At 71.9% G+C, this 25,881-nt stretch carries 22 protein-coding genes; 16 read left to right on the top strand and 6 right to left on the bottom strand.

What is annotated here, in order from left to right:
* Positions 1–15: 15 nt before the first annotated feature.
* Positions 16–594, bottom strand: a complete 579-nt coding sequence (locus ABZ452_RS02390) for a hypothetical protein (protein ID WP_357938090.1) — start codon at positions 592–594, stop codon at positions 16–18.
* 110 nt (positions 595–704) lie between these two features.
* Between ABZ452_RS02390 and ABZ452_RS02385 the strand changes: the two genes are divergently transcribed.
* Complete coding sequence (locus ABZ452_RS02385; protein ID WP_357938088.1) at positions 705–1,874, top strand: aminoglycoside phosphotransferase family protein; 1,170 nt, start codon at positions 705–707, stop codon at positions 1,872–1,874.
* Positions 1,875–1,893: 19 nt separating this feature from the next.
* On the opposite strand, the gene sigJ is transcribed toward ABZ452_RS02385, so the two are convergent.
* A complete protein-coding gene (sigJ, locus tag ABZ452_RS02380; RefSeq protein WP_357938086.1) occupies positions 1,894–2,811 on the bottom strand; it encodes an RNA polymerase sigma factor SigJ in 918 nt (305 codons plus the stop codon).
* Positions 2,812–2,912: 101 nt separating this feature from the next.
* On the opposite strand from sigJ, the gene ABZ452_RS02375 reads away from it, so the two are divergent.
* Positions 2,913–3,281, top strand: coding sequence for a hypothetical protein (locus ABZ452_RS02375; protein WP_357938084.1), 369 nt, complete (start codon positions 2,913–2,915; stop codon positions 3,279–3,281).
* A gap of 64 nt (positions 3,282–3,345) precedes the next feature.
* Positions 3,346–3,708, top strand: a complete 363-nt coding sequence (gene yidD, locus ABZ452_RS02370) for a membrane protein insertion efficiency factor YidD (protein ID WP_357938179.1) — start codon at positions 3,346–3,348, stop codon at positions 3,706–3,708.
* 4 nt (positions 3,709–3,712) lie between these two features.
* On the opposite strand, the gene ABZ452_RS02365 is transcribed toward yidD, so the two are convergent.
* The 3 genes from ABZ452_RS02365 to ABZ452_RS02355 all read right to left on the bottom strand — a co-directional run bounded on the left by ABZ452_RS02365 (position 3,713) and on the right by ABZ452_RS02355 (position 5,802).
* Positions 3,713–4,447: a DUF2071 domain-containing protein gene (locus ABZ452_RS02365; RefSeq protein ID WP_357938082.1), complete on the bottom strand. Its 735-nt coding sequence runs from the start codon at positions 4,445–4,447 to the stop codon at positions 3,713–3,715.
* 24 nt (positions 4,448–4,471) lie between these two features.
* Positions 4,472–5,344: an alpha/beta hydrolase gene (locus ABZ452_RS02360; protein WP_357938080.1), complete on the bottom strand. Its 873-nt coding sequence runs from the start codon at positions 5,342–5,344 to the stop codon at positions 4,472–4,474.
* A gap of 89 nt (positions 5,345–5,433) precedes the next feature.
* Positions 5,434–5,802: a VOC family protein gene (locus ABZ452_RS02355; protein ID WP_357938078.1), complete on the bottom strand. Its 369-nt coding sequence runs from the start codon at positions 5,800–5,802 to the stop codon at positions 5,434–5,436.
* Between the two features lie 149 nt (positions 5,803–5,951).
* Between ABZ452_RS02355 and ABZ452_RS02350 the strand changes: the two genes are divergently transcribed.
* The 11 genes from ABZ452_RS02350 to ABZ452_RS02300 all read left to right on the top strand — a co-directional run bounded on the left by ABZ452_RS02350 (position 5,952) and on the right by ABZ452_RS02300 (position 23,455).
* Positions 5,952–7,199 (top strand): RNA polymerase sigma factor, encoded by a 1,248-nt coding sequence (locus ABZ452_RS02350; RefSeq protein WP_357938076.1) that lies wholly within the window; start codon positions 5,952–5,954, stop codon positions 7,197–7,199.
* Positions 7,200–7,276: 77 nt separating this feature from the next.
* Positions 7,277–7,927 (top strand): DUF998 domain-containing protein, encoded by a 651-nt coding sequence (locus ABZ452_RS02345; RefSeq protein ID WP_357938074.1) that lies wholly within the window; start codon positions 7,277–7,279, stop codon positions 7,925–7,927.
* A gap of 1 nt (position 7,928) precedes the next feature.
* Positions 7,929–8,300, top strand: coding sequence for a YciI family protein (locus ABZ452_RS02340; RefSeq protein WP_357938071.1), 372 nt, complete (start codon positions 7,929–7,931; stop codon positions 8,298–8,300).
* Positions 8,301–8,484: 184 nt separating this feature from the next.
* Positions 8,485–9,573 carry a hypothetical protein gene (locus ABZ452_RS02335; protein ID WP_357938068.1) on the top strand — a complete coding sequence of 363 codons (1,089 nt, stop codon included), beginning with the start codon at positions 8,485–8,487 and terminating at the stop codon, positions 9,571–9,573.
* A 69-nt stretch (positions 9,574–9,642) separates the two neighbouring features.
* Positions 9,643–10,467: a PPOX class F420-dependent oxidoreductase gene (locus ABZ452_RS02330; RefSeq protein ID WP_357938065.1), complete on the top strand. Its 825-nt coding sequence runs from the start codon at positions 9,643–9,645 to the stop codon at positions 10,465–10,467.
* 51 nt (positions 10,468–10,518) lie between these two features.
* Positions 10,519–11,043: a PadR family transcriptional regulator gene (locus ABZ452_RS02325; protein ID WP_091313259.1), complete on the top strand. Its 525-nt coding sequence runs from the start codon at positions 10,519–10,521 to the stop codon at positions 11,041–11,043.
* The gene (locus ABZ452_RS02320; RefSeq protein WP_357938062.1) at positions 11,040–11,711 is read left to right on the top strand and encodes an ABC transporter ATP-binding protein; all 672 of its coding nucleotides are present in this window, start codon (positions 11,040–11,042) and stop codon (positions 11,709–11,711) included. The genes ABZ452_RS02325 and ABZ452_RS02320 overlap by 4 nt, the downstream gene beginning before the upstream one ends.
* Entirely contained in the window at positions 11,708–13,954 is a 2,247-nt protein-coding gene (locus ABZ452_RS02315; protein ID WP_357938059.1) for an ABC transporter permease, read from the top strand. Before ABZ452_RS02320 ends, ABZ452_RS02315 begins: the two co-directional genes overlap by 4 nt.
* Before the next feature lie 109 nt (positions 13,955–14,063).
* Positions 14,064–17,018 carry an AAA family ATPase gene (locus ABZ452_RS02310; RefSeq protein ID WP_357938056.1) on the top strand — a complete coding sequence of 985 codons (2,955 nt, stop codon included), beginning with the start codon at positions 14,064–14,066 and terminating at the stop codon, positions 17,016–17,018.
* An 80-nt stretch (positions 17,019–17,098) separates the two neighbouring features.
* The gene (locus tag ABZ452_RS02305) at positions 17,099–17,251 is read left to right on the top strand and encodes a hypothetical protein (protein WP_357938053.1); all 153 of its coding nucleotides are present in this window, start codon (positions 17,099–17,101) and stop codon (positions 17,249–17,251) included.
* A gap of 15 nt (positions 17,252–17,266) precedes the next feature.
* Entirely contained in the window at positions 17,267–23,455 is a 6,189-nt protein-coding gene (locus tag ABZ452_RS02300) for a S8 family serine peptidase (RefSeq protein ID WP_357938050.1), read from the top strand.
* A gap of 51 nt (positions 23,456–23,506) precedes the next feature.
* On the opposite strand, the gene ABZ452_RS02295 is transcribed toward ABZ452_RS02300, so the two are convergent.
* Complete coding sequence (locus ABZ452_RS02295; RefSeq protein WP_262281706.1) at positions 23,507–23,860, bottom strand: nitroreductase family deazaflavin-dependent oxidoreductase; 354 nt, start codon at positions 23,858–23,860, stop codon at positions 23,507–23,509.
* Positions 23,861–24,024: 164 nt separating this feature from the next.
* Between ABZ452_RS02295 and ABZ452_RS02290 the strand changes: the two genes are divergently transcribed.
* Positions 24,025–25,215, top strand: a complete 1,191-nt coding sequence (locus tag ABZ452_RS02290) for an L-histidine N(alpha)-methyltransferase (RefSeq protein WP_357938047.1) — start codon at positions 24,025–24,027, stop codon at positions 25,213–25,215.
* Positions 25,212–25,874, top strand: coding sequence for a hypothetical protein (locus tag ABZ452_RS02285; RefSeq protein ID WP_357938043.1), 663 nt, complete (start codon positions 25,212–25,214; stop codon positions 25,872–25,874). Before ABZ452_RS02290 ends, ABZ452_RS02285 begins: the two co-directional genes overlap by 4 nt.
* Positions 25,875–25,881: the final 7 nt, after the last annotated feature.

The raw sequence follows: 25,881 nt of genomic DNA, 5'->3' as shown, positions 1-25,881 counted from the left end.
CCGTCCAGGCCGGACCTATCCGAGGCGCGGCGCGGGGGCCGACGGACGCAGCGGGAGCAGGCCGGCGAGGACCAGGGCCGCGCCGACCGGCAGCAGGTCCAGGTTCACGGCGATCGCCACGAACCCGACCAGCACCAGCACCGGCGCCCACACCGGCAGCAGCCGCGCCGCGGCGGCCCGGTACAGCAGCACCAGCAGGCCCACCTCGAACAGCGCCGGCCCGCCGAGCAGAACCAGGTCCGGCGTCTGCACCGCGTCGGCGAAGCGCGGGAACAGGTCGCCGAGGATCACCCAGATGAACGCGGCCGAGCCGACCAGGGCGGCCAGCGCCGCCACGTCGTCCACCGCCCGGAGGCGGGTCGAGCGGGTACGCAGCACGCCGTGCAGACCGACGGCCAGCACGGCGAAGCCGAGGATGCCGAGCAGGAACAGGGTGTGCCCGGTGTTCCACGCCCACGCGCCCTTGTCGCTGTGACCGTCCAGGCGGTCGATCAGGCGCAGCAGGCCGTAGCCGAGGAGCAGCAGCGACGCGGTCACGGCCACCGGCCGCAACCAGAGGTAGGCGGGACGCGTCCGGGAATCGGTGAGGGTCATGGCTCTCAGCCTCGTCTCAGGTTCGGCCGGGAACATCCGGGCCGACCCCCCACCGGGCCCCCGGATTAACCGCTCGCGCCCCGCAGGGGTGCGCGGCTAGCGTCCGGCCCGTGTCCCGCACCGTGACCCTGGTCCTGGTCGACGCCGACGGCCGGCCGCTCGGCGCCCTGCCCCCGTACGACGTGCCGGAGCCCTGGTGGCAGCAGGTCGGCTCGATCGTCGACGAGGCCCGACGCCGGTACGGCGTCGGCGTGGCTGTGCTGCGGCTGCTCACCGGTGACCGCCCCGCGCCGCCCGGCGGCCACGTCACCTACCTGGGCCAGGTCACTGAGCCGCCCGCCGTACCCCTGGCCCCGGCACCGGTGGACCTCGCGCCGCACCCGCTGCGCGCCCCGTACGCCGAGCCCGGCGGCCCGGCCCGCAGCATCGCCTGGGCCACCGGGGAGCTGTGCCGGCTCGGCCGGCCGGTGACCGCCGTGGCGCAGCAACGCACCTGGAACCTGTCGGCGATCTGGCGGCTCGACGGCCCGGCCGGCAGCGCCTGGCTCAAGCAGGTGCCCCCGTTCTTCCGGCACGAGGCGGCCGTGCTGCGCTGGCTCGGCACCGCCGCCCCCACGACCGGCCCCACCCTGCTCGCCGCCGACGACACCGGCCGGATGCTGCTCGACCACGTGCCCGGCGAGGACCGCTACGACGCCGGCGAGGCCGAGCGGGCCGCCGTCGCCGCCGCGCACCACGCCGTCCAGCTCCGCGCCGCCGGCGAGGCCGCCGCGCTGGTGGCGGCCGGCGTACCCGATCTGCGCGGGCCGGCGCTGGCCGGCTGGATCCGCGACCGGCTGGCCCCGCACGACCAGACCGTGGCCGCCGACCTGCTCGCGGGCCTCGACGACCGGCTCGACCAGGTCCGCGACTGCGGCCTGCCCGACACCCTCGTCCACGGCGACCTGCACCCCGGCAACGTGCGCGGCGACGGCACCCGGCGGACCGTCATCGACTGGGGCGACTCATTCGTCGGCCATCCCGCCTTCGACATCCTGCGCCTCACCGAGACGCTCGACCCGCCCGTCGCCGGCCGGCTGCGCGACGCGTGGGCGGCGCGCTGGCGGGCCGACGTGCCGGGCAGCGACCCGCAGCGCGCCGTCGAGCTGCTCCGCCCGGTCGCCGAGCTGCGGCTGGCCGCCGTGTACGCGATGTTCCTCGCCGGCATCGAGCCGAGCGAGCACCCCTACCACCGCGACGACGTGCCGGCCTGCCTGGCCCGGGCCGCCGCGGCCGCCTGACGCACCGGATCCACAGCTCCTAGGCCTCCCGCGCCCACGGCCGCAGCTTCTCCGGGTTGCGGACCGCCCAGATCCGGGTGACGCGCCCGTCGGCGACGTCGAACGAGGCCACGGTCACGACGACGCCGGCACGCTGGGCCACCAGGCCCGGCACACCGTTGACCGACCGCTCCAGGAGTTCGAGCCCCGGGGCCAGGTCGGCGATCGCGACCATGTACTGGGCGATGCGCGCGCCGCCCTCGACCGGGTGCAGGACGGTGCCGACCAGGCCGCCGCCGTCGGCCGTCATGACGGCAGCCGGGTTGAGCAGGCCGACGAGGGCGGCGATGTCCTTTGTCTCCCATGCCTTCTTGACGTGCCGCACCACGTCGGCCTGGTCGGTCGCCGCCGCGGGAGCGCGCGCGACGCTCACCCGCCGCCGGGCGGAGGCCGCCAGTTGCTTACAGGCACCCGGTGTCCGGCCGAGGACCTCGGCGATCTCGGCGAACGGATACCGGAAGACCTCGTGCAGGACGAACGCCACCCGCTCGGCGGGCGTCATCGTCTCCAGGACGACGAGGAAGGCCATGTCCACCGACTCGTCCAGAACGATCTGGTCGGCGGGATCCGCACGGCCGGTGGGGCCGGACCCACCCGCCTGGCCCCACTCGGTGCGGTCGGGCAGCGGCTCGGGCAGCCACGCGCCGACATAGCGTTCACGGCGGGCCCGCGCCGACCCGAGCAGATCCAGACAGATGCGGCTGGTCACCGTCGTCAGCCAGGCGCCGGGGGACCGGATCTCCTCCTGCCGGCTTCGCGGCAGCCCGTACCAGCGCGCGTAGGCATCCTGCACGGCGTCCTCGGCCTCGGTCACCGAACCGAGCAACCGGTACGCCACATTGATCAGTTGGCCTCGCTCGCCGGCCACCTCAACTTCGCTGGTCGCGACAGTCCCCACGCTTCCGGCCGCTCCCTCGCCTTACCTTTCGCCGCCCCACGTCGTCGGGCTGGTGAGACCTTATCGACCTACTGCCCGAGGGCGGAAAAGGGGACTGTGACATGGCCACCCAGGTGACGGCGAACCCAGCACGCGGCTCCTCGTTCGTGCAGCTCGCGATCGCCCTGCAGACCCTGACCATCTTCATTCAGGCGATCTCCGCCGGACTGCTGCTGACCTCGTCCTACGGGGAGACGCTGCACAGTGTCGGCGCCCGTGTCATGTACGGGGCGTCGATGCTGTACGTGCTCGCGGCCGTGCTGGCGTGGAAGCCGGGCGGCGGCTCGCCCCGGCCGATCTGGCACGCGTCCGGATTCCTCGTACTCGCCTCGGTCCAGGTCGTGCTGGGCATCGCGCACGTCCCGTCGGTCCACCTCCCCCTGGGTGTCCTGATGTTCGGTCTGAGCGTGTTGGCGCTGGCCCGGCGCTGAGGTCGCCTGACCTTCGGCGTGCCCCGGACGGCTGGCGCGGGTGTCGCATCATGGCTCCGTGATCATGCGGAAGCGACGCCACAAGAAGAAGGACCGGGACTGGTGCAACTGCGACCTCCCGGACTGTGACGGCCCCGGCTGCTGCGACCTGGGCCTCTTCTCGCTGCTGCTGACCCTCGGCTCGGTCGCCGCCGGTGTGGTGCGCCGGCCCGCCATGGACCGCGCCGGCCGCGCCGCCATCCTCGGCTACCGGCGTTGGCTGTCGCACCGCTGGCCGGCGCAGTGCCGCTACGCCCCCACCTGCAGCGCCTACGGCCTGGCCGCCGTGGAGAGGTACGGCCTCGCGGTGGGCGGGCGGCTGGCCGCCGACCGGGTACGCCGCTGCCGACCCGACGTCCCGCGCGGCACCCACGACCCGCTGCGCTGAGACCTCAGCCCAGCCGCGCGGGACCGCCGAACACGACCGGGATGCCGGGGGAGTGCAGGACGCTCACCGGCGGCCCGGCCGGCGGCGGCAACCCGGCGGCGGTGACCAGCTCGTCGTCCAGGTGCAGCAGCTCGGCCCGGTGCAACGGCCACCGGGGATGCCAGTTCGGCAGGTGCAGGGTGTGCCCGTACGCCCGGGTGTGCAGGCCCCAGCGGGCGGTGAGGAAGTGCTCCAGCGGCGTCGGGTCGGCGATCGGCGCACCGACCCGGACCTCCATCCGGCTCGACGCGCCGGCCGGGCCGGGCCAGCGGCGCCGGCAGCGGTAGGTGAGGCGGTCCCCGTCCCGCTCCAGCCGCATGGCCGACCACTTGTACGGCAGCCGCAGGCTCAGCTGCGCCACCAGCACCGGCACGAGCCGGGACGCGTCGAGCGAGCGGAACACCACCGCCCGCCGCCCGGTGCCGTCGACCGAGTAGAGCCGGACGTTGGTCTCCCAGAACGTCCCGAAGTACGGCACGCCCGGTCCCCGGCCGAAACCCAGCCCGACCATCCGGAAGCCGATCAGCCCGACATAGCTGAGCCCGTCGAGGGTGTCGGGCCGGGTGCCGGCCGGCAGCAGCGGCGCGACCACCTCCGGCGCGACCGCCCAGTGCAGGAAGGTGAGATCCCGCCAGCGCTGCCCCAGCCACGCACGCGGGAACGACCGCACGGGCGCGCAGTCGACCGGCTCGATGTCCACCCACCCATCGTGCCCGTCCCCCGGTCAGGAAAGGAACGTCAGCAGGTGCCGCAGCGTCTCGTCGGGCGCCTCCTCGGGCAGGAAGTGCCCGGCCGCCACCGGCCCGCCCTCGACCTGATCGGCCCAGGCCCCCCACACCTCAAGGGGCCGGTACCAGGTCGCCACCGGTCCGGCGTGACCCCACAGCGCCAGCACCGGGCAGCCGATCCGCCGCCGGCCACGGTCGGCCCGGTCGTGCTCGTAGTCCAGGGTCGCCGCCGCCCGGTACTGCTCGCAGATCGCGTGGATGGCCTCCGGCCGGCCGAGCTTCGCCACGTACTCCGCCCGCACCGCCGCGGGGAAGGCGCCCGGCACCTCCGACAGGTCGTCGAGCATGTGATCGACGATGACCTCCGGCGCCCGCCCGACCAGCCGCTCCGGCACCGGCTCGGGCGCGGCCAGGAACGACCACAGCCAGAAACCCAGGCTGAACGCCATGTCGGCGCGGTCGTACGCGTCGGCGGTGGGCACGATGTCGAGCACCGCGAGGCGGGTCACCGCATCCGGATGGTCCAACGCCATCCGGTACGCGCACCGCCCGCCACGATCGTGCCCCACCACGGCGAACCGCTCGTAGCCCAGCAGCCGCATGACCTCCACCTGCTCGGCGGCCACCCGGCGCATGCTGTACGGGGCGTGATCCGGCGCGCTCGGCGGCGCCCCGCTGTCACCGAAGCCCCGCAGGTCGGTGGCGACCACCGTGAACCGCTCCGCGAGCCGCGGCGCCACCCGGTGCCACATGAGGTGCGTCTCGGGCATGCCGTGCAGCAACAGCACCGGCGGCCCGTCACCACCCCGGCGCCCGTGAATGGTCGTGCCGGAGGTGGCGACGTCCAGCACCTCGAAGCCGTCGAACACCGGATCCCGCCTCCCGCCCGGGCCCCCGTGGCCCCGCCCGGTTCAACGACCCGGACCGGGTGGCGGCGAGGCGGTCCGGCCGCGACGCCTCACTCGGGCCGGTGGCAGACCGCCTCGACGTTGTTGCCGTCCGGGTCGCGGACGAACGCCCCGAAGTAGGTCGGGTGGTATTCCGGCCACACCCGGGGCGCGTGCAGCACCTCGGCGCCGGCGGCCACCGCGGCGTCGTGGAACGCCCGCACCGCGGCCCGGTCCGGGGCGGTGAAGGCGATGTGGGCCTCCAGCGGCGCGCCGGCGTCAGCGGGCGCGGGCACCAGCCAGAAGTCGGGGCTGTCGACGCCGTAGCCGATCGGGCCGGGCTCCATGATCCGCCGGCCGCCCAGCGGGGCGAGCACCGCGTCGTAGAAGGCGGCGCTGGCCGGCAGGTCGCGCACCATGACGGAGAAGTGGTCGAGCACAAGGCCTCCCAGTGATCGTCAGTGACCGCGCCAGGCTACGAACCGCCTACGACGTTTCCCGGCCGCCGGGCGCGGGCCGTGGCGTTCCGCCGTCGTGCGCGCTCTCACAGGTGCTGGCGAACGTCGGTCTGGCCTGCTGTGATGTGCCCGTGGGAGAGTCCGACGCGCGGCGCACCGTCGAGGCGGTGTGGCGCATGGAGGCAGCCCGGGTGGTCGCCGGCATCGCGGCCCTGGTCCGTGACGTCGGCCTGGCCGAGGAGCTCGCCCAGGACGCCCTCGTGGCCGCCCTCGAACAGTGGCCGCGCGACGGCGTCCCGGCCAACCCGGGGGCGTGGCTGACCACCGTCGGCAAGCGCCGGGCCGTCGACACGCTGCGCCGCAGGCAGACCCAGCAGCGTACGCTCGCCGAACTCGGCCGCGACCTCGACGAGCAGGTCACCCCGGACTTCGACGCCGGCCTGGACGAGCACATCGAGGACGACCTGCTGCGGCTGATCTTCGTGGCCTGCCACCCGATCCTCTCGCCGATCGCCCGCGCCGCGCTCACCCTGCGGCTGGTCGGCGGCCTCACCACCGGCGAGATCGCCCGCGCGTTCCTCACCACCGAACCCACCGTCGGCCAGCGCATCACCCGCGCCAAGCAGACCCTCGCCACCGCCCGGATCCCCTTCGAGGTGCCCGGCCCGGCCGAGCGCGCCGAACGCCTCGACTCGGTCCTCGAAGTCGTCTACCTCATCTTCAACGAGGGCTACTCGGCCACCGCCGGCGACGACTGGATGCGCCCGACGCTCAGCCAGGAGGCGCTGCGCCTGGTCCGGCTGCTCCAGGGGCTCATGCCCGACGAACCCGAGGTGCACGGCCTCGCCGCGCTGCTGGAGATCCAGGCGTCCCGCACCCGCGCCCGCACCGGCCCCGACGGCACGCCGATCCTCCTCAACGACCAGGACCGCGGCCGCTGGGACCAGTGGCTCATCCGGCGCGGCCTCGCCGCCCTCGACAGGGCCCGCACCGAGCGCCCCGGCCCGTACGCCCTCCAGGCCGAGATCGCCGCCTGCCACGCGCGGGCGCGTACCCCCGAAGAGACCGACTGGGCGCGGATCGCGGCCCTCTACGCGGAGCTGGCCCGGCTCGTGCCCTCGCCCGTGGTGGAGCTGAACCGGGCCGTCGCCGTCGCCCAGGCCGACGGGCCCGCCGCCGGGCTGGAACTGGCCCGGGAACTGGAGTCCGAGCCGGCGCTGGCCGGCTACCACCTGCTGCCGAGCGTGATCGGTGACCTGCTGTTCAAGCTCGGCAGGCTGCCGGAGGCCAGGGCGGAGTTCGAGCGGGCGGCGTCGCTGACCGGCAACGCCCGGGAGCGCGCGCTCCTGCTCGACCGCGCCGCCGCGTGCGGCTCGTAAAAAATCTTGAGAAGTCATGTCGGATCCCGGCCACCTCGATCGACGCGTCAGTGAGAACCGATGACGAGGAGATCGAGATGACCAGCATGACGCTCACCCGGGCCGGGACCACACGGGGTGTCCCGACCGCCACCCTGCTGGCCGCGGGCGCCGCGGCCGGGCCGCTGTTCCTCGGCCTGGGCCTCGCCCAGGCGTTCACCCGGGACGGCTTCGACCTGAGCCGGCAACCGCTCAGCCTGCTCTCCCTCGGCGAGCACGGCTGGATCCAGATCGCCAACTTCGTCGTCTCCGGGCTGCTGGCCCTCGCCGGTGCCGCCGGCTTCCGCCAGGCCCTGCGCGGCGGGCCCGCCGGGACGTGGGGGCCGGCGCTGGTCGCGGTGCTCGGCGTCGGGCTCGTCGTCGCCGGGGTGCTCCGCGCCGACCCGAGCATGGGCTGGCCGGCCGGCGCGCCGGAGGGCAACCCCGACACGATGAGCTGGCACTCCTACGGCCACGGGGTCGGGGCGATGCTCTCCTTCGGCGCGCTCACCGTCGCCTGCCTGGTCTTCGCCCGCCGCTTCGGCCGGGCGGGGGCGCTGTCGTCGATCCTCGTCGCCGCGGCGACCGTCGTCGTCATGGCCTGGCCGGACCAGGACAGCATGAGCGTCCGGATGGTGCTCGGCTCGGCCCTGGTCTTCGGTTGGCTCACCGCGGTTTCCCTGCACACGATCACCGAGAGGAAGCACTGAGATGCGCTACATGCTGATGCACAAGCTGGACGAGGCCGTTCCCGGCAACTTCGAGCCGTCGCCGGAGTTCATGAAGCGGATGGGCGCCTACTTCGAGGAGGTGACCAAGGCCGGCATCCTGGTGGCCGCCGAGGGGCTCTGCAAGAGCAGCGAGGAGTCGGCGCGGATCACCGCCACCAAGGGCAAAAAGACCGTCACCGACGGGCCGTTCACCGAGACCAAGGAGCTCATCGCCGGCTTCGGGCTGATTGAGGTCCGGTCGAAGGAGGAGGCCGTCGAGTGGGGCAAGCGGTTCGTCGACGTCTTTGTGGAGAGCGGCATCGACGTCGAGGTGGACGTGCGGCGGGTGAGTGAGGGCCCGCACGAGGGCTGAGCAGGGGCGGCCGGTGCCGGTGCGAACCGGTGCCGGCCGCTGCTCGGGCAGGAATTGTGGTTCTGGCCGCCAGCAGCCCGGAACACCGCTACTGTCGTCCCCAATGTCCGCTTTATGCCGGTTCGTCCCGGCGGCGCTACCAGGGGGAGCAATGCTAGCGGGACAGTACTCGAGCCAGTACCACATGCCCTTCGACCTCGACGTCCCGGAAGCGGATCGTCGCCGGACAGAGGAGGTCGCCGAGGACTACGACCGGCGCCGGCGCAGTGCGGCCGAGATCCGTGACGTGCGGCTGGCGGACACCGTCGAGCGCGGCAATCAACGCATCCGCGACCTTCTCGGCGAGGAGAACTGGTTGTCGCTGCGGAAGCGGATGCACGGCGAACGCGTGAGATTCCGCGACCTCCTCCAGCCGCCCGCCGGCTTGGACGCCGACTACGAGGCCCTCGACGCACAGCGCAGGGCGAACGTCCAGGCGTACTTCGACAGCCTGGGCGTCGACGAAACGGAGCTGAAGCGCATCGTCGCCGAGACGAAGGCGGCGGTGCAGGAGCTGCTGCCCCGCACCGAGGCGACCGGCGGATACGCCTCGTGGCTGCACGAGGCCCAGGCGCCTACACCCCCGGATCAGGGCGGGAGTCGGGACGACCCGCACGCCTGGACCCCGTTCCGTCCGCCCTACCCCGGCACCCAGCAGGGCTTCGACCCGCACAACCTCGGCGGCTTCCGGATCGGACGGGCGCACGCCCTCGACAGGTTCACCGGACTGACCGGTCACGACCTCACGCTGGACAACAACGACGCGGACGACTTCGACAACGGCTGGGCGGTCGTCGACACCCAGATCGGGTTCAACTTCCGGGCGCCGGCAACGGGCGCCGTGGAGATCTTCATCGAGGCACGGTGCGGCCGCGCGCTGCACGAGCTTCGCGTGGTGGACGAGTTCGGCGTCTCGGACTCGTCCACCACACAGGAGAACTTCCTGATGATGCATGTCCTGCATCCCAACGTCACCGCGCCGTCGTTCGCCCTGATGTCCCGCTTCAACTGGAACACCGACCGCACCGGCGTCATCGTCCGAGAGTTCCTCGCGCAGGGCGGTGCCTTCACGGCGCGACTGTTCAGCAACGGCCCGATCCAGCGGGGCCAGACCGTGCACATCCGTGCTGGCACCCGCAGCAGCGACGGCTCGATCACCAACGACATGGAGATCAACAGCAAGTCGACAATGCGGTGGTCCCTCGGCACGGTGTGGGCCCGGATCGCACCCTGACCACCTTCCCATCGTTTCAGCCCCGGCGCCCGGCGGTCACACCGCCGGGCGCCGGGCCGTCCCACTGACATGAGAGCACTGGTACGTGGCACGGCCGCCCTGCTCGGCGCGGCGTCACTGGTCGTCGGGGTCTGGGCGCTGACCTGGGCCGACTCGTTCAGCTCGGCGGTGAACTTCCCGCCGCACGAGCACTTCGTGCACGACGTCGGGGCGTTCCAGCTCGGCATCGGGGCGACCCTGCTGCTGGCGCTCATCTGGGCCGACGCCCTGGCGGTCGCCGTGGCCGGCTACGTCGTCGGCGCGGCGGCGCACACCCTGTCGCACGTGGTCGACGCCGACCTGGGCGGCAGCGCGGCCCAGACCTGGCTGGTCGGGCTGTCGGCCCTGCTGGCCCTGGCCGCGCTGGTGGCCCGGCTGCGGCAGCTCGGCTGGGTGGTCGGGTACGTGGACCCCGCCCCGGCGCCCGGCTGGGCGCCGCTGGTGCGGCAGAAGACGGTGGTGCTCACGACGTTCAAGCGGGACGGGACGCCCGTGCCGACGGCCGTAAGCATCGCGGTGGCGGGGGAGCGGGCGTACGTGCGCAGCTTCGAGAAGGCCTGGAAGACCCGGCGGATCCGCAACAACCCGCGCGTGACCGTGGCGCCGTCGACGGCGCTCGGCAAGCCGACCGGGGCGGCGGTCGAGGCGGTGGCGCGGCGGTTGGACGGGGCGGAGTACCGGGCGGCCAGCCGGGCGCTGGTCCGCAAGCATCCGCTGCTGCACGGGGTGCTCGTGCCGCTGACGCACCGGCTGGGCAGGGCCCGGACCGGCCGCACCGTCCACTTCGCGCTGACCCCGTCGGCGGCGGCCGGACAGCCCGCCGCTGCTGGTGCCGACAGCGGGACCGCACGCTGACATACGCCGAAGATATATACGCAAGGTATACCCTCGGGTTATAGTCTCCGCATGAGCGTTCCCATGACCCTCCTTGGCCTGCTCGAACGCGAGCCCAGCCACGGCTACGACCTCAAGCGCGACTACGACGCCTTCTTCAGCCGAGGCAAGCCACTGCCGTTCGGGCAGGTCTACGCGACCCTGAGCCGGCTCGCCCGCGACGGCAAGATCGTGATCGGCGAGGTCGAGCCGGGCGAGGGCCCCGAGCGCAAGCGCTACGTCATCACCGAACGCGGGGCCACGGAGGTCGAGTCGTGGCTGACCGAGCCCGTCGCGGCCGAGCCCAACCTGCAGACGGTCCTGTTCACCAAGGTGGTGCTGGCGCTGATGCTCGGCCGCCCCGCGGAGGACTACCTCGACCGCCAGCGCGCGGCCCACCTGGTGCGGATGAAGGAGCTCACCGACATCAAGCGCTCCGGCACCCTGGTCGACGCCATGCTCGCCGATCACGGCCTGTTCCACCTGGAGGCCGACCTGCACTGGATCGACACCACGGTCGCCCGGCTCGACGCCCTCGCGAAGGCGGTGCGGAAGTGAAGGCCGTCGAGGCGCGCGACATCTCGCTGTCCTTCGGCGAGACCCCGGCGCTGCGCGGCGCCAGCGTCCTGGTGGAGCCGGGCGAGATTGTCGCCATCATGGGCCCGAGCGGCTCCGGGAAGACCACCCTGCTGCACTGCCTGGCCGGGATCCTGGTGCCCGACAAGGGCGAGATCCACTATGACGGCCGCCGGATCGACACCCTTAGCGAGACCCGGCGCAGCGTCCTGCGCCGCGACGAGTTCGGGTTCGTGTTCCAGTTCGGGCAGCTCGTGCCAGAGCTGACCGCGGAGGAGAACGTCGCGCTGCCGCTGCTGCTGCGCGGCGTCAAGCGGGCCGCCGCGCTCACGGAGGCACGGCCCTGGTTCGAGCGGCTCGGCCTGGGCGGGCTGGAGCGGCGCCGGTCCGGTGAGCTCTCCGGCGGGCAGGCGCAGCGCGTCGCGCTGGCCCGCGGCCTGGTCGCCCGGCCCGGGGCGCTGTTCGCCGACGAGCCGACCGGGGCCCTCGACTCGCTGACCGGCGAGCAGGTCATGGACCTGCTGGTCTCCTCGGCCCGCGAGCAGGGCACCACCGTCGTGCTGGTCACCCACGAGGCTCGGGTCGCCGCGTATGCCGACCGGCAGGTCATCGTGCGCGACGGCAAGGTGAACGCGCTGGTGTCCGCATGATCCGGTTCGCGGTCCGACTGTCCCTGGCCGGCGGGCGCGAGGCCGCCATCCGGCTCGCCGTCATCGCCACCGCCGTGGCGCTCGGCGTCGGCATGCTGCTCGCCACGCTCGCCGGCATGAACGCGGTCAACGCGCAGAACCAGCGGTACGCCTGGCTGAACACCGCCGTCGCGCCGGCCGCCGCCGACCCGTCGGTTGACCCGCTGTGGTGGCTGATCCGGGAGGACTACTTCCACGGTGATTCGATCGGCCGGGTCGAGGTCGCGGCGACCGGCCCGGACTCGCCCGTCCCGCCGGGCATACCGCGCCTGCCGGGTCCCGGCGAGTACTACGTCTCGCCCGCCCTCGGCGAATTGCTGGCCACCACCCCGGCCGCGCAGCTCGGCGACCGGTTCCCCGGCCACCAGGTCGGCACCATCGGACCGGTGGCGCTGCCGTCCCCCGACTCGCTGCTGATCGTGATCGGCCGGACCCCGAGCGACATGGAGCACCTCGGGGCGCGCAAGGCCACGCAGATCATGACCACCTCGCCGAGCGTCTGTTCCAGGGGCTGCTACGTCGGCATCAACCACGACGGCATGGCCCTCGTGCTTTCCATCGTCGCGGTCGCGCTGCTCTTCCCGGTGCTCATCTTCATCGGCACCGCCACCCGGCTGGCCGCGACCCGCCGGGAGCAGCGCTTCGCCGCGATGCGGCTGATCGGCGCCACGCCCCGGCAGATCTCCGTCATCTCCGCCGTCGAATCGGTGCTCGCGGCCGCGGTGGGCACGGCCGTCGGGTTCGGCCTGTTCCTCGCGCTCCGCCCGGGGCTCGCCGCCATACCCTTCACCGGCGAGCGCTTCTTCACCGCCGACCTGTCACTGACCCTCGTCGACGTCCTGGCGGTCGCGCTCGGCATCCCGCTCGGCGCCGTCGTGGCCGCCTGGCTGGCGCTGCGCCGGGTGCAGATCTCCCCACTGGGCGTCGCGCGCCGGGTCACCCCGAAACCGCCACGGGCCTGGCGGCTGATCCCGCTGGTCGCCGGGCTCGTCGAGCTGACGTACTTCATCGGCCGGCGTCCCCCCACCACCAACGGCCAGCTCACCGCGTACCTCTCGGGGTTTCTCCTGATCCTGACCGGGCTGCTGCTGGCCGGGCCGTGGCTGACCATGCTCGGCGCCCGCCTGCTGGCCGGACGGGCCAGCCGGCCGGCCACCCTCATCGCCGGGCGGCGTCTCGCGGACAATCCCCGGGCGGCCTTCCGGTCGGTCAGCGGGCTGATCGTGGCGCTCTTCGTGACCAGCGTGGCCACCGGCATCATCACCACCTACGTGGCCAACCGGGGCGAGCCGCGCACCGACTCGGTGGCCGCCACCTCCCTGTCGACGTGGTTCATGCCCGAGGAGGGCCCCGCACCGACCGCGGACCAGATCCCGGCCGGGCTCGCGACGATCCCCGGGGTACGCAGCGTGACCCTGGTCCGCGCGAACCCCGTCGACACACCGCCACCGCTCGAGGTGAACGGGACGGAGAATCCCACCTACCGATGGTGGTGGCCGGGCGTCATCACGTGCGCCGAGCTGGACCGCCTCGCGGAGTTCGGCTCCTGCCCCGCCGGCGCGCAGGTCGCGGCCGTGGCCGACGACCTCATCGGCGAGCGCGCGTGGGACCTGACCAACGACCACTACGTCTGGGCCGACGCCCACATGGACCCGGCGCAGGTCGACCGGCAACCGATCCGTTCGGTGGTCGTCAACACCGCCAACCGCGCCGCGTTCGAACAGGCCCGGACCATGCTGATCAACGCGTTCCCGGCGCTGCGCTTCCCGGCCAGCACCGCCGAGTGGGAGGCGGACTCCGCCCGGCTGATGGTGCAGTTCCAGCAGCTGGCCAACGTGGTCATGCTGGCCAGCCTGCCGATCGCCGGGTGCAGCCTCGCGGTGAGCGTGGCCGGCGGGCTGACCGACCGGAAGCGGCCGTTCAGCATGCTGCGGCTCACCGGCGTGCAGCTGCGGACACTGCGGCGGGTGGTGGCGCTGGAGACGGTGGTGCCGCTGCTGGCCGTCGCGGCGGTGGCGACCGGGATGGGGTTCCTGGCGGCGCACCTGTTCCTGCGGGCGCAGCTCGGCTACACGCTGCTGGCGCCGGACGGGTCGTTCTACCTGATGGTCGCCGGTGGGCTGGCGGTGTCGCTGGGGATCGTCGCCTCGACGCTGCCGCTGCTGCGACGGATCACCGGCCCGGAGACCGCGCGGAACGACTGAGTTCGGTCGGGGAGGGCCGGGCGAGGCAGCCCGGCCCTCCCCGCAGTACGTGGCTCGAGTCGCCGCGACGGTACTTGTGCCCGAGCAGCGAAAAGAGAGATCATCACGCATGCTCGACCCCTCGCCCGAGGACGACCGGACGTCACCGACGGTTTCCACGCCGCATTTCGTGGGTCGTGATCGGGAGATGACGGCGCTTCGGGGCGCCTTGGCCCGGCCACCGGCGATCGTGCTGGTGGAGGGCGAGGCGGGGATCGGGAAGAGCCGACTGCTGCGGGAGTGGCTGGCCGCGCCGGACCAGCACACCGCCCTGGTCTCGGTGTGCCCACCGCTTCGCGAGTCGCTGACGTTGGGGCCGATCGTCGACGCGTTCGGTGGGATCGACCGCCCGGTGTCCCGATTGCGGCTCACCGAGCTTGCGGGTGCGTTACGGCCACTGTTCCCTGAATGGTCCGCGGACCTGCCGCCCGCACTGCCGCCCCTGGACGATGCGAAGGCGGCACGGCATCGCCTGTTCCGCGCCCTGGACGAGCTGCTGCGGGCTCTGCGTGTCGACGTTCTCGTGCTCGAGGACGCGCACTGGGCCGACGAGGTGACCTTGGAGTTCCTGCTGTTCGTCACCTCCCGACAGCAGTCGGACGGGCCGAGCCTCGTGATCTCCTATCGGCCGGAGGAGGTGGACGCCGGGTCGCTGTTGCTGCGGCTGACGTCCCGGTTGCCCGCCGGCGTGACCCAGCTGAGGATCGCCCTGGCGCCGATGCGACCCGACGACACGGCAGCGCTGGTGTCCTCGATGCTGGACGGCAACCCGATATCGCAGGAGTTCACGACGTTCATGCACGAGCGGACCGGTGGCGTTCCGCTGGCGCTGGAGGAGTCGGTTCGCCTCATGTGCGACCGTGCCGACCTCGTCTTTCGCGACGGGCAATGGGTCCGGCTGAAGCTGCGCGAGCTGCAGGTGCCGCCGACGGTGCGCGACTCCACCCGGGAGCGCGTAAGCAGGCTGTCACCGACGGCGCAGCAGGTGCTGCGAGCCGCGGCGACGTTGGCTGAGCGGTCGTCGGTGACCACGATCGCGATGACCGCCGCGCTGTCACCGGATGCGTGTCGGGGCGCGGTCGCGGAGGCGGCCAATGCCGGCATCCTCGACGGAAACGACCGCGGCCAGTGGCGGTTCCGGCATGTGCTGGCCGCCACGGCTGTCTACGAGGCGATCCCGTTGACCGACCGCAGGCACTTCCACCTGCTGGCCGGCCGGGCCTTGGAGGACGTCCATCCGCCGCCTGTCGCACGCCTTGCCCGCCACTTCCGCGAGGCGGGTGAGACGCAGTCCTGGGCGCGGTACGCCGAGCAGGGCGCCGAGCTGGCCATGGCCTCGGGTGACCACACCAAGGCCGTCGACCTGCTGGTCGATCTGTTGTCGTGGGCTGTGTTGCCGCCGGCGGACCGGGCACGAGTCGCGCGCATCGCCGGAGTTGCCGCACTGGGCCGTCGTGAACCGGTCGACGAGGTGCACCACCGCGTGATCCGTACCTTGCGCTCGGTCCTGGAGACCCCCGGACTCTCCGCCCGCCAGCAGGCCGAGATCCGCAACCCCCTGGGTCGGCTCCTGATCACCGGAGGCGAGGCGCAGGCCGCACTCAGCGAGCTGGAGCAGGCGGTGGCCAACCTCGACCACGACCCGGTCGAAGCGGCTCGGGCGATGACCTACCTCGGATGGGCCTATGCGGGACCGTGGCCGGCGTCGACCCATCGGCGCTGGCTGGATCGCGCCGCCGAGCTCGCCGCCGAATTCGATTCCCCCGCGGAGCGGCTGAACCTGGCCGGCAACCGAGCCGCGGCGCTGCTCATGCTCGGCGAAGAGGAGGCCTGGGACGTCGTCGCCGACCTGCCCGTCGACGGCGCCAGCTCGGCGGAGCGCCTCGACGTGGCCCGCATCCACGCGAATGTCGGCACCGGCGCGCTGATCTGGGGTCGGTACGCCGACGCGGAGGAACACCTCGCCGTGGCCATGGGCCTTGCCGAGGCCGAGCAGGCGTCCCGGTTGCAGCACAACGTCCGCCTCGAACAGGCCAACCTGGCGTGGCTGACCGGCCGGTGGGAGGGTCTCGCGGAGCGAAGCGCGGCACTCGCCGATGCCGACCGGGACCGGCCGGCGCACTACCTCGGCAGCATTCGCCTCGCGGCCCGGTTGGCAGCCGCGGCCGGACGGCGGCGTGCCGTGGAGGAGCAGTTCCGGCTCGTCCTCGAGGAGTCTGCCCGTCTCGGCGCGGCCGACGACACGATGGAGGCCGCCGCCGCGCTGGCCAGACTGTGGCTGACGGACGGAAACAGCGGCCGGGCGCTGCAGATCACGAACGAGCCGATCGACACGGTCCGGAGAAAGGACATCTGGGTCTGGGCGACGGACCTCGTCCCCGCCCGGATCGAGGCGCACCTCGCCGCGGGCGACCTGAAGGCCGCGACACGCCTGGGCGACCAGTTCGCCAGAGGACTGCGTGGCCGTACGGCGCCCGCGCCTCGCGCCGCGCTCGCCGTATGCCGTGCCCTGCTGCTGACGGCAGCCGGAGACCACGCCCGCGCGGCGACCGCCCACGGTCGGGCGGCACGCGCCTGGAGCACGTTGCCGCGTCCCTACGACGCCATGCTCGCCCGCGAGCGTCAAGCCGAGGCGCTCATCGCGCAAGGCCAGATCGAGCAGGGCCGACAGCTGCTGGCCGCGCAGTACGAGCAACTGTTCAGGCTCGGCGCCCGCGGCGATGCGGACCGTGTCGCACAGCGGCTTCGCGAACACGGCGCCGAGGTCCCGCGACTGTGGCGCGGCGGCCGACGAGGGTACGGCGACCAGCTCTCACCTCGGGAGCTCGACGTGGTCCAACTGGTTGTCGCCGGCAAGACGAACCGGGAGATCAGCCGGATCCTGGCCAAGTCGCCGGCCACGGTGGATCAACAGCTACGTGCGGCGATGCGCAAGCTGAAGGTGACCTCCCGGACCGCGCTCGCGGTCAAGGCGGTGGAGGCCGGAGTGTTCGCAGAAGAGGAAACCCTCGGCGACGCTTCGTGAAAATTGACGTATCCGCTGGATAGCGAGCGGTCACTCGTCCGCCGAGCATGACTGCATGATCCATAGCCGCAGGCCAATGCATGGCTGAGCGACCTGTCGCGCGTGACGACTCCGCCAGCGAGCACCCGCCACCTCTCGAACTGTCGCGCGAGCCGCGCGTCCGCGCCGCCGACGCCCGCGACGCCGACGGTGCCGACGAGCACGAGAGCCACGACCCCTACCAACCCCTGTAGGTCGGAGGACCCCCCATGAGACTCAAAGCCCTCGCGGCTTCGCTGGCCATAGCGGTCGGCCTGAGCATGATCCAGCCACCACCGGCGTCCGCCGCTGAGCCCGATCCCGGCGCGGCCGCCAACAAGATCGCGTCGAACCTGAAGGACCGCTTCCGCACGCAGCCGGCCTCCGACTTCTGGATCACGTTCGACACCAGGGCCGATCTCGCCCCCGCCAAGAAGATCGCGAACTGGACCGCCCGCGGACAGTTCGTCTACGACGCGCTGACAGCGGCAGCGAAGAACTCCGCGGCGTCCGTCGCCGCCGAGCTCGACGCGGCGGGCGCGAAGTACACGTCCTACCCGCTCGTCAACGCCGTGCTCGTCAAGGGCGGCACCCAGAAGCTCGCACTCGACGTCGCCTCGGTCGGGCAGGTCGCCGAGATCCACGCGGCGCCGCAGGTCGCGCTGGTCGAGCCCGTGGACGAGAAAACGCCGGCCGACAAGGCCGCCCGCCCCGCCGCGCCGAAGGCCGCCGCCGAGGCAGGCGCCACCACGTGGGGCCTGGACGCCATCCACGCCCCCCAGGCGTGGGCCATGGGCGCCACCGGTGCGGGCATCACCGTGTCCAACCTCGACTCGGGCGTCCAGTTCGACCACCCGGCTTTGATGCACCAGTACCGCGGCACGAAGCCGGACGGCACCGTCGACCACAACTACAACTGGATGGCCGCCCGGGGCACGTGCACGGGAGCGCCGTGCGACGACAACGGACACGGCACGCACACGATGGGCACCATGGTCGGCGATGACGGCACCGAGCACGTCGGCGTCGCCCCGGACGCGCAGTGGATCGCGACGAACGGCTGCTGCGACAGCAGCGGGGTCGAGTCGCTGCTCAAGTCCGGCTGGTGGCTGCTCGCCCCGACCGACGTCCAGGGAAACAACCCTGACCCGTCCAAGCGCCCCCACGTCATCAACAACTCGTGGGGCCAGACCGTCGAGCACAACTTCGACGACTTCTTCCAGGCCATCGACGAGGCCTGGAGCGCCGCGGGCATCTTCAGCGTCTGGTCATCGGGCAACACCAGCCCGTACGCGGCCTGCGACACCGTCTCCTCGCCCGGCTCCGCCGAGAGCGCCTACTCCGTCGGCGCGTACGACTCGGACGGCACGCTCGCGTCGTTCTCCCGCAAGGGCGAGGGTGAGGGTGGCCGGATCAAGCCGGAGATCTCCGCTCCGGGCGTCGCCGTCCGGTCGTCCTACCCGAACAACAGCTACACCGAGATGTCCGGCACGTCGATGGCGGCTCCCCACGTCGCCGGCGCCGTCGCCGACCTGTGGAGCTACGACCCGACCCTCATCGGTCAGGTCGAGGAGACCCGCCGTCTGCTCGCCGACTCGGCCGTCGACGTCGACGACACCGAGTGCGGCGGCACCGCCGACGTCAACAACAAGTACGGCGAAGGCCGGCTCGACCTCGTCCGCCTGCTCGAGCTCGCGCCCCGTCAGGGCGGCACCCTGACCGGTGTCGTCACCGCCGACGGCGCCCCGGTCCCCGCCGCCGAGGTGACGATCAGCGGACCGTTCAGCCGGTCGATCGGCACCGACAAGGACGGCCGGTTCACCACGAACCTCCCGGTCGGTGACTACCAGCTCAGCACCAAGGTCTTCGGCTACCTGACCGCGACCGCCAACGTCACGATCTCCCTCGGCCAGGACACCTCCGTCAAGCTGCCGCTCACGGCCGCCACGCGCCACGACATCAGCGGCAGGGTCGTCGACGACAAGAAGCAGCCGGTCCCGAACGCCGACGTCTCCGTCAGGGACACGCCGCTGAAGCCGGTACGCACGGATGCCAACGGCGCGTTCACGATCAGTGCGGTCCCCGAGGGCGCGTACACGCTGACCGTCAAGCCCAACGCCTGCTTCTCGCCCACGACCGTCCCGCTGACCGTCGGCGCGCAGAACGAGTCGCGCGAGATCCCGGTCGGGCGCGTCGTCGACAAGGGCGGCTACAGCTGCGCCGTGTCCGAAGGCGAGTACCTGCGCGGCACCGACCCGGTCGAGTTCACCGGCGGCGTGTGGGCGACGGTGAAGCTGCCGTTCCCGATCGCGCTCTACAACGGCAGCCACGACACCCTCGGTATCAGCCTGCGCGGCGTGATCACCCCGGACGAGGGCACCGGACCCGGCAGCGGCGGTGCGGGCGTCTTCCCGTTCTACGTCCAGACCCCCGTCGAGTTCGCCCCCGGCGGTGGCGTCTTCACCGCGGCCACCAAGGTCGACGGCGAGGACGCCTTCGTCGTCGAGTTCCGCAACGCCAAGCTCTGGGCCTGGCCGACCCGGTCCGAGTACACGGAGCCGGTCAGCTATTCGGCCACGCTCACCCGCTCGGGCAAGGTGATCTTCGGGTACGGCGACGGCATCGGGACCGACGACCCGGTGACCGCCGGCGCCCACGGCATCACGGGCATCCAGGGCTGGGCCGGCGTCGACGGCATCCGGTTCTCCGACAGCGCCCCCGTGCTGCACGACGGGATGATCGTCACCTACGACCTTCCCGACTGGGGCTACCTCGACGCGACCGTCGTCGACAAGAACGACGGGCTGCCGGTGGCCGGGGCCAAGGTCTCCTTCTCGAACAAGTTCGGGCTCGTCGAGGCGGTCACGACCAACGGAACGGGCATCGTGCATCGCCAGCTCCCGGTCGGCGACTACACCATGACGGTCGACGCGCCGAACTACACGACCGCGGCATACCCCTTCTCCCTCGACAAGCTCTACGCGAACGCCAAGATCGACGCGCGTCTGATCACGGGCGTCGCCGGCCTGAAGGCCGACGGCCTCGACGCGCTGCTGGGCACCGACCAGAACGGCGTGGGCTCGCTGACGCTGACCAACACCGGTTCCGCCCCGCTCACGTACGACCTGGGCGAGGCCGCGCGCCACCCCGAGCTCGACGCCACGGGCGCCACCGCGCGCACCGCGACGGGTGCCGCCAGCACGATCGACCTCACCGCGTGGAAGGCCGGTGCGAGCGGCATGAAGCCGTCGAACGTCGACGGCAAGGCGGCGACGGCGAAGGCCGCGGAAGCACAGGCGGCCGGCAAGGTCGGCGTGACCTCCGGCGGAGACGTCATCACCCGGATCGCCATCCCGGGCACCATCCAGGAGAAGGAACCCTCCGGCGTCGGGTACGACGGCGACGTCTGGGTCCACGACTACAACAAGCGGACCAACACCGCCTACACGGTGACGGGCAAGCCGACCGGCAAGGTCTTCGACGCGTCGTGGAACCCCGCGTACCGGGCGTTCGACATGGCGCTCGACACCAAGACCGGTGACATGTGCCAGATGGAGGACAGCCCGGCCAGCTACATCCACTGCTTCGACCGGACGACCGGGAAGGAGACCCGGCAGATCAAGGGTGACTGGTCCACGCTGCAGTTGACCGGACTCGCCTACAACCCGACGGAGGACGTGTTCTACGTCGGCGGCCGGGCGAACGGCATGATCGGCACCGTCGCCGGGACGTCGCACGACAACGCGGGCGCGCTGCTGTCCTTCTGCGCCCCGCCGCTGCCCGAGGTGATGGGCCTGGCCTACAACCAGGCGTCGGACACCATCTGGTACACCGACCTCACCTCGAACCGGCCCACCCGCCTGCTGCAGGTCGACCCCGACGACTGCTCGCTCGTCAACGCGTGGTGGTTCCCCGGCCAGAAGGCGGGCCAGGGCGGCGGCCTCGAGACCGACTCGACCGGCGCGCTGTGGGCGGCCGACCAGGTCGCCGATGACGTCGTGCTGGTCGACGTCGAGGACGACCTGCTCACCGACCTGCCGTGGCTGTCGCTCTCCTCGACCGGCGGCACCCTCGCCCCCGGTCAGTCGACGACCGTCAAGGTCTCGATCTCCTCGAAGGACGCCAAGCCCGGCGTCCTCGGCGCGAACATCGTGGTGAGGTCCGACTCCGGACGCCAGTCCAAGACGTACGTCCCGGTGACGCTCACGACCACGAAGTACCAGGTCGGCGTCAACGCCGGCGGCGCAAAGTTCACCGACGGCTCCGGCTACACCTGGTCCGGCGACCAGGCCTCCCCCAACGGGGCGTGGGGCTACGAGGGGAAGACGAAGGTCGCCTCCACGAACTCCGGGATCGAACGTACGACGGACGACGCCCTGTTCCAGTCGCAGCGCACCACGCCGGACAAGCAGTTGTTCTACCGCTTCCCCGACGCGCCCAAGGGCACCTACGCGATCGACCTCGGGTTCGCCGAGATCGAGAAGGTGGCCAAGGGCAAGCGGGTGTTCGACGTCCTCGTGGACGGAACGCTGACGGACTACGCGTACGACGCGGCCGCGGTTGTGGGGCCCAACGCCGCCGACTGGCGCACCGCCGTCGTGAAGCACGAGGGCGGTCCGCTGACCGTGGAACTGCGGGGCTCGAAGGGCCTGAAGGCCCCGACCATCGCCGCGCTGCGTGTGACGCTCGACCCGCGCGCAGACACGGCGGAGCCGGAGCCCCAGCCCGAGCAGCCGGAGCCGGGCCCCGTGCCGGTGGCCCCCGCCGGTCGCTCCTACTCGATGAAGGTGACCGACGGGCTGTACCGCCAGGGCGCGCAGGAGTCCGGGTGGCACGGCGATGACGTCTGCGGCGTGCTGTGGTTCGACTCCAGCTTCCTGTTCCCGTTCTACGACACGGACTGGGACGGCGTGTGCGTGACGACGAACGGCCAGCTGATCTTCGACCAGGCCAGCGCCGTGGGGGGCAACACCGAGCTGCCGTCGCCGTACGCGTTCGACGCGATCTATCCGCTCTGGGACGACCTGGTCGTCGACGACGAGGCGGGCATCTACTTCGGCAGGACCGAGGTGGACGGCCTGGCCGCTGAGGTGATCGAGTGGCGCAACGCCACCTTCTACAGCGACCAGACGGCTCGCGTGAGCTTCTCGGTCACCCTGATCGCCGACGGACGGATCCAGATCGGGTACGGCGACGGCGTCGGCGGCGACAACCCCCTCACCCGGGGGTCGTCGGCCACGGTCGGTGTCGAGAGCCTGACGCACAACCCCGCGGGCCAGTACTCCTTCAACCAGCCCATCCTGAAGGCCGGCCTGGGGCTGGAGTACACCCTCCCGGCCGCGGGCACGATCGAGGGCACCGTCACCGACAAGAACGACGGCAAGCCGATCGAGGGCGCGATCATCACGCTCAAGGGGCCGAACGGTGAGCGGGTCATCACGGCCGACGCGAAGGGCCGCTGGAAGGCCCAGGCGCTGGTCGGCGAGAACACCGTGCAGGTCGAGGCGCCGAACTACGTCACCGCCAGCCACCCCGTGACCATCGCCAGGAAGGATCAGGCCGAGGTGGTCGACACGGCGTTGACCACGGGCATCGCCACCGTCACCGGAGGTGACCTCGACTGGCTCCTCGACAAGGGCCAGAAGGCGACCGCCGACGTGACCGTGACCAACAGCGGCTCCGCGCCGCTCGAGGTGCGGCTCAGCGAGCAGAAGCGCACCAGCGACGGCGGGCACGAGGCGGCCGACCTTCCGTGGCTGACCCTCACGGGCGCGGCCGCGACCGGCACGGTCACGCTGGCGGCCGGGGCTTCCACCACGGTCACGGCGACGGCCGACAACGCCGGCGTCGAGCCCGGCGTGCTCGTCGGGGACGTGCTCGTCGCGTCGAACGCCGGCAAGAGCGAGGTCCAGCTCAAGCCGGTCCGCCTGGCGACCTCGGCCTACTGGAAGGGCGTCGACGTGGGCGGATCCGGGTACGCCGGTGCCGACGGCTTCGTCTGGTCGCCCGACCAGGAGCTCGGCTCGCGGCCGTGGGGCTACGTCGGCGGCAAGGCCCGCACCACCAAGGCCGACATCGCCGGCACCGACGACGACGCGCTGTTCCGCACCCAGCGGACCGGCGAGACGTTCAGCTACGTGTTCAAGAACGCCCCCGCCGGGACGTACCGGATCGGCCTCGACTTCGCGGAGATCGAGAAGGTCAAGGTCGGCAAGCGTGCCTTCGATGTTCTGGCCGACGGCAAGGTCGTGCTCTACGACCACGACGTGCAGGCGAAGGTGGGTGCGCTGACCGCGGACATGAACACGGTCACCGTCGAGCATGCCGGTGGCGATCTGAAGATCGAGCTTCGCCGCGAGATCGGCGAGGGCGACCCGATCCTCAACGCCCTGAAGATCCAGGAGGACCCGCGCCTGTGAGCTAGCCGGTGGTCGGAGCCTCCTCGGGAAGGATCGCCGGGGAGGCTCCGACTACCCGAGCGGGACCTGGACCGCCACGTCGTGCTTCGGGTAGTAGCTCTCCACCGTGTCGGCGCCGTACTTGGCCTTGAACAGCTCCACCACGTGATTGACCCGGTCGGCCTCGATGATCGGGGTGGCACTCGAACTCAGTGCCGTCCCGTTCGCCGACACCTCGATCATCGGGGTCTGCCGGACGTTCTTGTACCACTGGCTGTCCGAGCCGGTCACCGGGACGAGGAACACGCTGTCCTCGTCCAGCACGAACCATACCGGGTGGGTGATCTGCCGGCCGGTCCGCCGGCCGGTCACGGTGATCTCGACCTCGCGGACCCCGTCGAGGGCGTCCCAGACCGCGTTCGCCACGATTTCCCCCTTGTGCCTCTCCGGCCAGGCTAGGCGCTTCCGCGCCCGGCCGTGGTGGATTCCGCGACCCCGTCACCGCCCCGTCTGCGGTCCACTGAGGAGACCTTTCCGCTGTTAAGGTTGTCGGGCGGAGCATGGGGGACCGGTCCGACCTCGCTCGGGGGATGGCACAGATGGATCAGCAGGCCAGGGAACAGTTGAAGCTTCTGCGCAGGCTGGAAAAAGTCATCTCGGAAACCGAGTTCTCCTGGTCGCTGTGCCTGGTCGGTGAGGACCAGTCCCGGAAGCTCAACGAACTGGCCGCCGAGTTGCAGCGCCCGTTCTCGTCCACCGGTGACGAAAAGCGGATCGTGTCCGGCTATTCCTATTGGGGCATCGAGCCGGCGGTCAACTGGCAGCGGGCCTGCACGGACCCGAACTATCCGGTCATGCGGGACGGGATCGAGACCTTCAGCCGGCGCTGGCGGAGCCTGCACTCCCGGCACAACGGGCGGCCCTACCACTACATCAGCCTCGGCCCCGGCACGGGGGAGAAGGACGCCGTGGTGCTCGCCGATCTCCAGCGGGCGAACCCGGAGATGTACTACGTGCCCGTCGACATGAGCGCGGAGATGCTGCGCCTGGGCCTGAAGCCGATAAAGGCCCTGCCCTTCTTCCGGCAGTTCCGCAATCAGCTGCTGCCGGTGCAACTCGACTTCTCGGTCGAGGAAAATGTGACCGAGCTGAACGAGCTGCGTGACCGGCTCATCGGGGACGAGCCGGTGCTGTTCTCCCTGCTCGGCAACACGATGGCCAACTTCGACGAGGACGTCGAGCTGGTCGAGCGGCTGAGCAAGCGACTCCTCCGCCCGCAGGACCGGCTCATGGTGGAGGTCGCCACCGCGTCCCACCTCGACGAGCGCATGGCGCAGCAGGCCGCCCGGGAATACGAGACGAGCTGGGTGTTCCGCGACTTCGTCATCAGCGCCCTCCGCCAGAACACCGACCTCTCGGTGAACATGAACTACGTCCGCTTCGAGGGCGTGGTCGAGGAGGGGCGGTCCCTGGTCATCAAGGTGATCTACTGCAACCGCTCGGCCGAGGACCTGAAGATCGTGCTGCCGAACCGCAGCGAGGTCCACTTCCCGAGTGGCGACACCATCCGCCTCCTCATCACCCGGAAATATCAGCTCAAGGCGCTCGCAGCCGCGCTGGGCAAGGCCGGCCTGTTCGTCGAGAGCGAGGCGTTCACGCAGTTCCAGGCGTACGAGCGGGCCCGCCGGTTCGGCATGGACCTCATGCTCCTGTCGAGCAGCGACGCCGGCAACGGCCACGACACCGCCGCTCGGGACGTCTTCCGCCGCCCCGGCGCATGACGAGCGGACGTCCCCGCGCGGCGCGTCTGCCGTCGTGGCTGACCGCACCCCGCACCTGGATCATGGCGGTCACCGCCGGCAGCCTGACGGTGGCCTTCGTGGTCAGCGCGGTCTGGTGGAGCCGGTCGGCCGGCACGTCGCGCTTCGAGCCGGCCGTGCAGATCCTGGGCCTGCTCGGCGGCATCACCGGCATCGTCGCCGAACGGTGGGCAGCGGGCCGGGAGCGGCGCGCGGAGGCCCTCCAGGCCATCGGCGAGGAACTGCACGACAACCGGAAGACCCTCGCCTCCCCGCCCTTCGCCATCGGAACCGCGCAGCCGGCACGCCGGCAGGTCTACCCCCGGATGAGCCTGTCGGCGGTGAACGCCGCCCTCTCCTCGGCGGTGCTGTCCCCACGCCGCGACGAGGCACTGGCCGGCCTGCTCCACGACTGGCGCAACGAAGCGGAGATCTTCAACCACCAGCTCTCCCTCGCCGAGATCCTGGCCTTCACCAACGGATCCGACGACGTGCTCCGTGACCTCTATCAGGGGCTGCACAGCGCGGACGGTCCACTGGAGCGGATGCAGGAACACCTCGCCGGCCTGCTGGCCAGCCCCCCGCTTGCCGCGGCCACGCTCCGGGCGCGCGACCCCGGGGATGCCGCCGGCCCTCGATAGCCACCGC

Source organism: Micromonospora sp. NPDC005707, assembly GCF_040631005.1.
Classification (GTDB): Bacteria; Actinomycetota; Actinomycetes; order Mycobacteriales; family Micromonosporaceae; genus Micromonospora.
The sequence above is the reverse complement of the archived record's forward strand: the minus strand, read 5'-3'. Positions and strand labels throughout refer to the sequence as shown.

Bases quoted from the DNA above. Each gene is read 5' to 3' on its own strand.
- ABZ452_RS02375 (WP_357938084.1), top strand. From the start codon at position 2,913: ATGGCCACCCAGGTGACGGCGAACCCAGCACGCGGCTCCTCGTTCGTG.
- ABZ452_RS02305 (WP_357938053.1), top strand. From the start codon at position 17,099: ATGGCTGAGCGACCTGTCGCGCGTGACGACTCCGCCAGCGAGCACCCG.
- yidD (WP_357938179.1), top strand. From the start codon at position 3,346: ATGCGGAAGCGACGCCACAAGAAGAAGGACCGGGACTGGTGCAACTGC.
- ABZ452_RS02290 (WP_357938047.1), top strand. From the start codon at position 24,025: ATGGCACAGATGGATCAGCAGGCCAGGGAACAGTTGAAGCTTCTGCGC.
- ABZ452_RS02310 (WP_357938056.1), top strand. From the start codon at position 14,064: ATGCTCGACCCCTCGCCCGAGGACGACCGGACGTCACCGACGGTTTCC.
- ABZ452_RS02325 (WP_091313259.1), top strand. From the start codon at position 10,519: ATGAGCGTTCCCATGACCCTCCTTGGCCTGCTCGAACGCGAGCCCAGC.
- ABZ452_RS02285 (WP_357938043.1), top strand. From the start codon at position 25,212: ATGACGAGCGGACGTCCCCGCGCGGCGCGTCTGCCGTCGTGGCTGACC.
- ABZ452_RS02300 (WP_357938050.1), top strand. From the start codon at position 17,267: ATGAGACTCAAAGCCCTCGCGGCTTCGCTGGCCATAGCGGTCGGCCTG.
- ABZ452_RS02340 (WP_357938071.1), top strand. From the start codon at position 7,929: ATGCGCTACATGCTGATGCACAAGCTGGACGAGGCCGTTCCCGGCAAC.
- ABZ452_RS02335 (WP_357938068.1), top strand. From the start codon at position 8,485: ATGCCCTTCGACCTCGACGTCCCGGAAGCGGATCGTCGCCGGACAGAG.
- ABZ452_RS02330 (WP_357938065.1), top strand. From the start codon at position 9,643: ATGAGAGCACTGGTACGTGGCACGGCCGCCCTGCTCGGCGCGGCGTCA.
- ABZ452_RS02390 (WP_357938090.1), bottom strand. From the start codon at position 594: ATGACCCTCACCGATTCCCGGACGCGTCCCGCCTACCTCTGGTTGCGG.
- ABZ452_RS02315 (WP_357938059.1), top strand. From the start codon at position 11,708: ATGATCCGGTTCGCGGTCCGACTGTCCCTGGCCGGCGGGCGCGAGGCC.
- ABZ452_RS02345 (WP_357938074.1), top strand. From the start codon at position 7,277: ATGACCAGCATGACGCTCACCCGGGCCGGGACCACACGGGGTGTCCCG.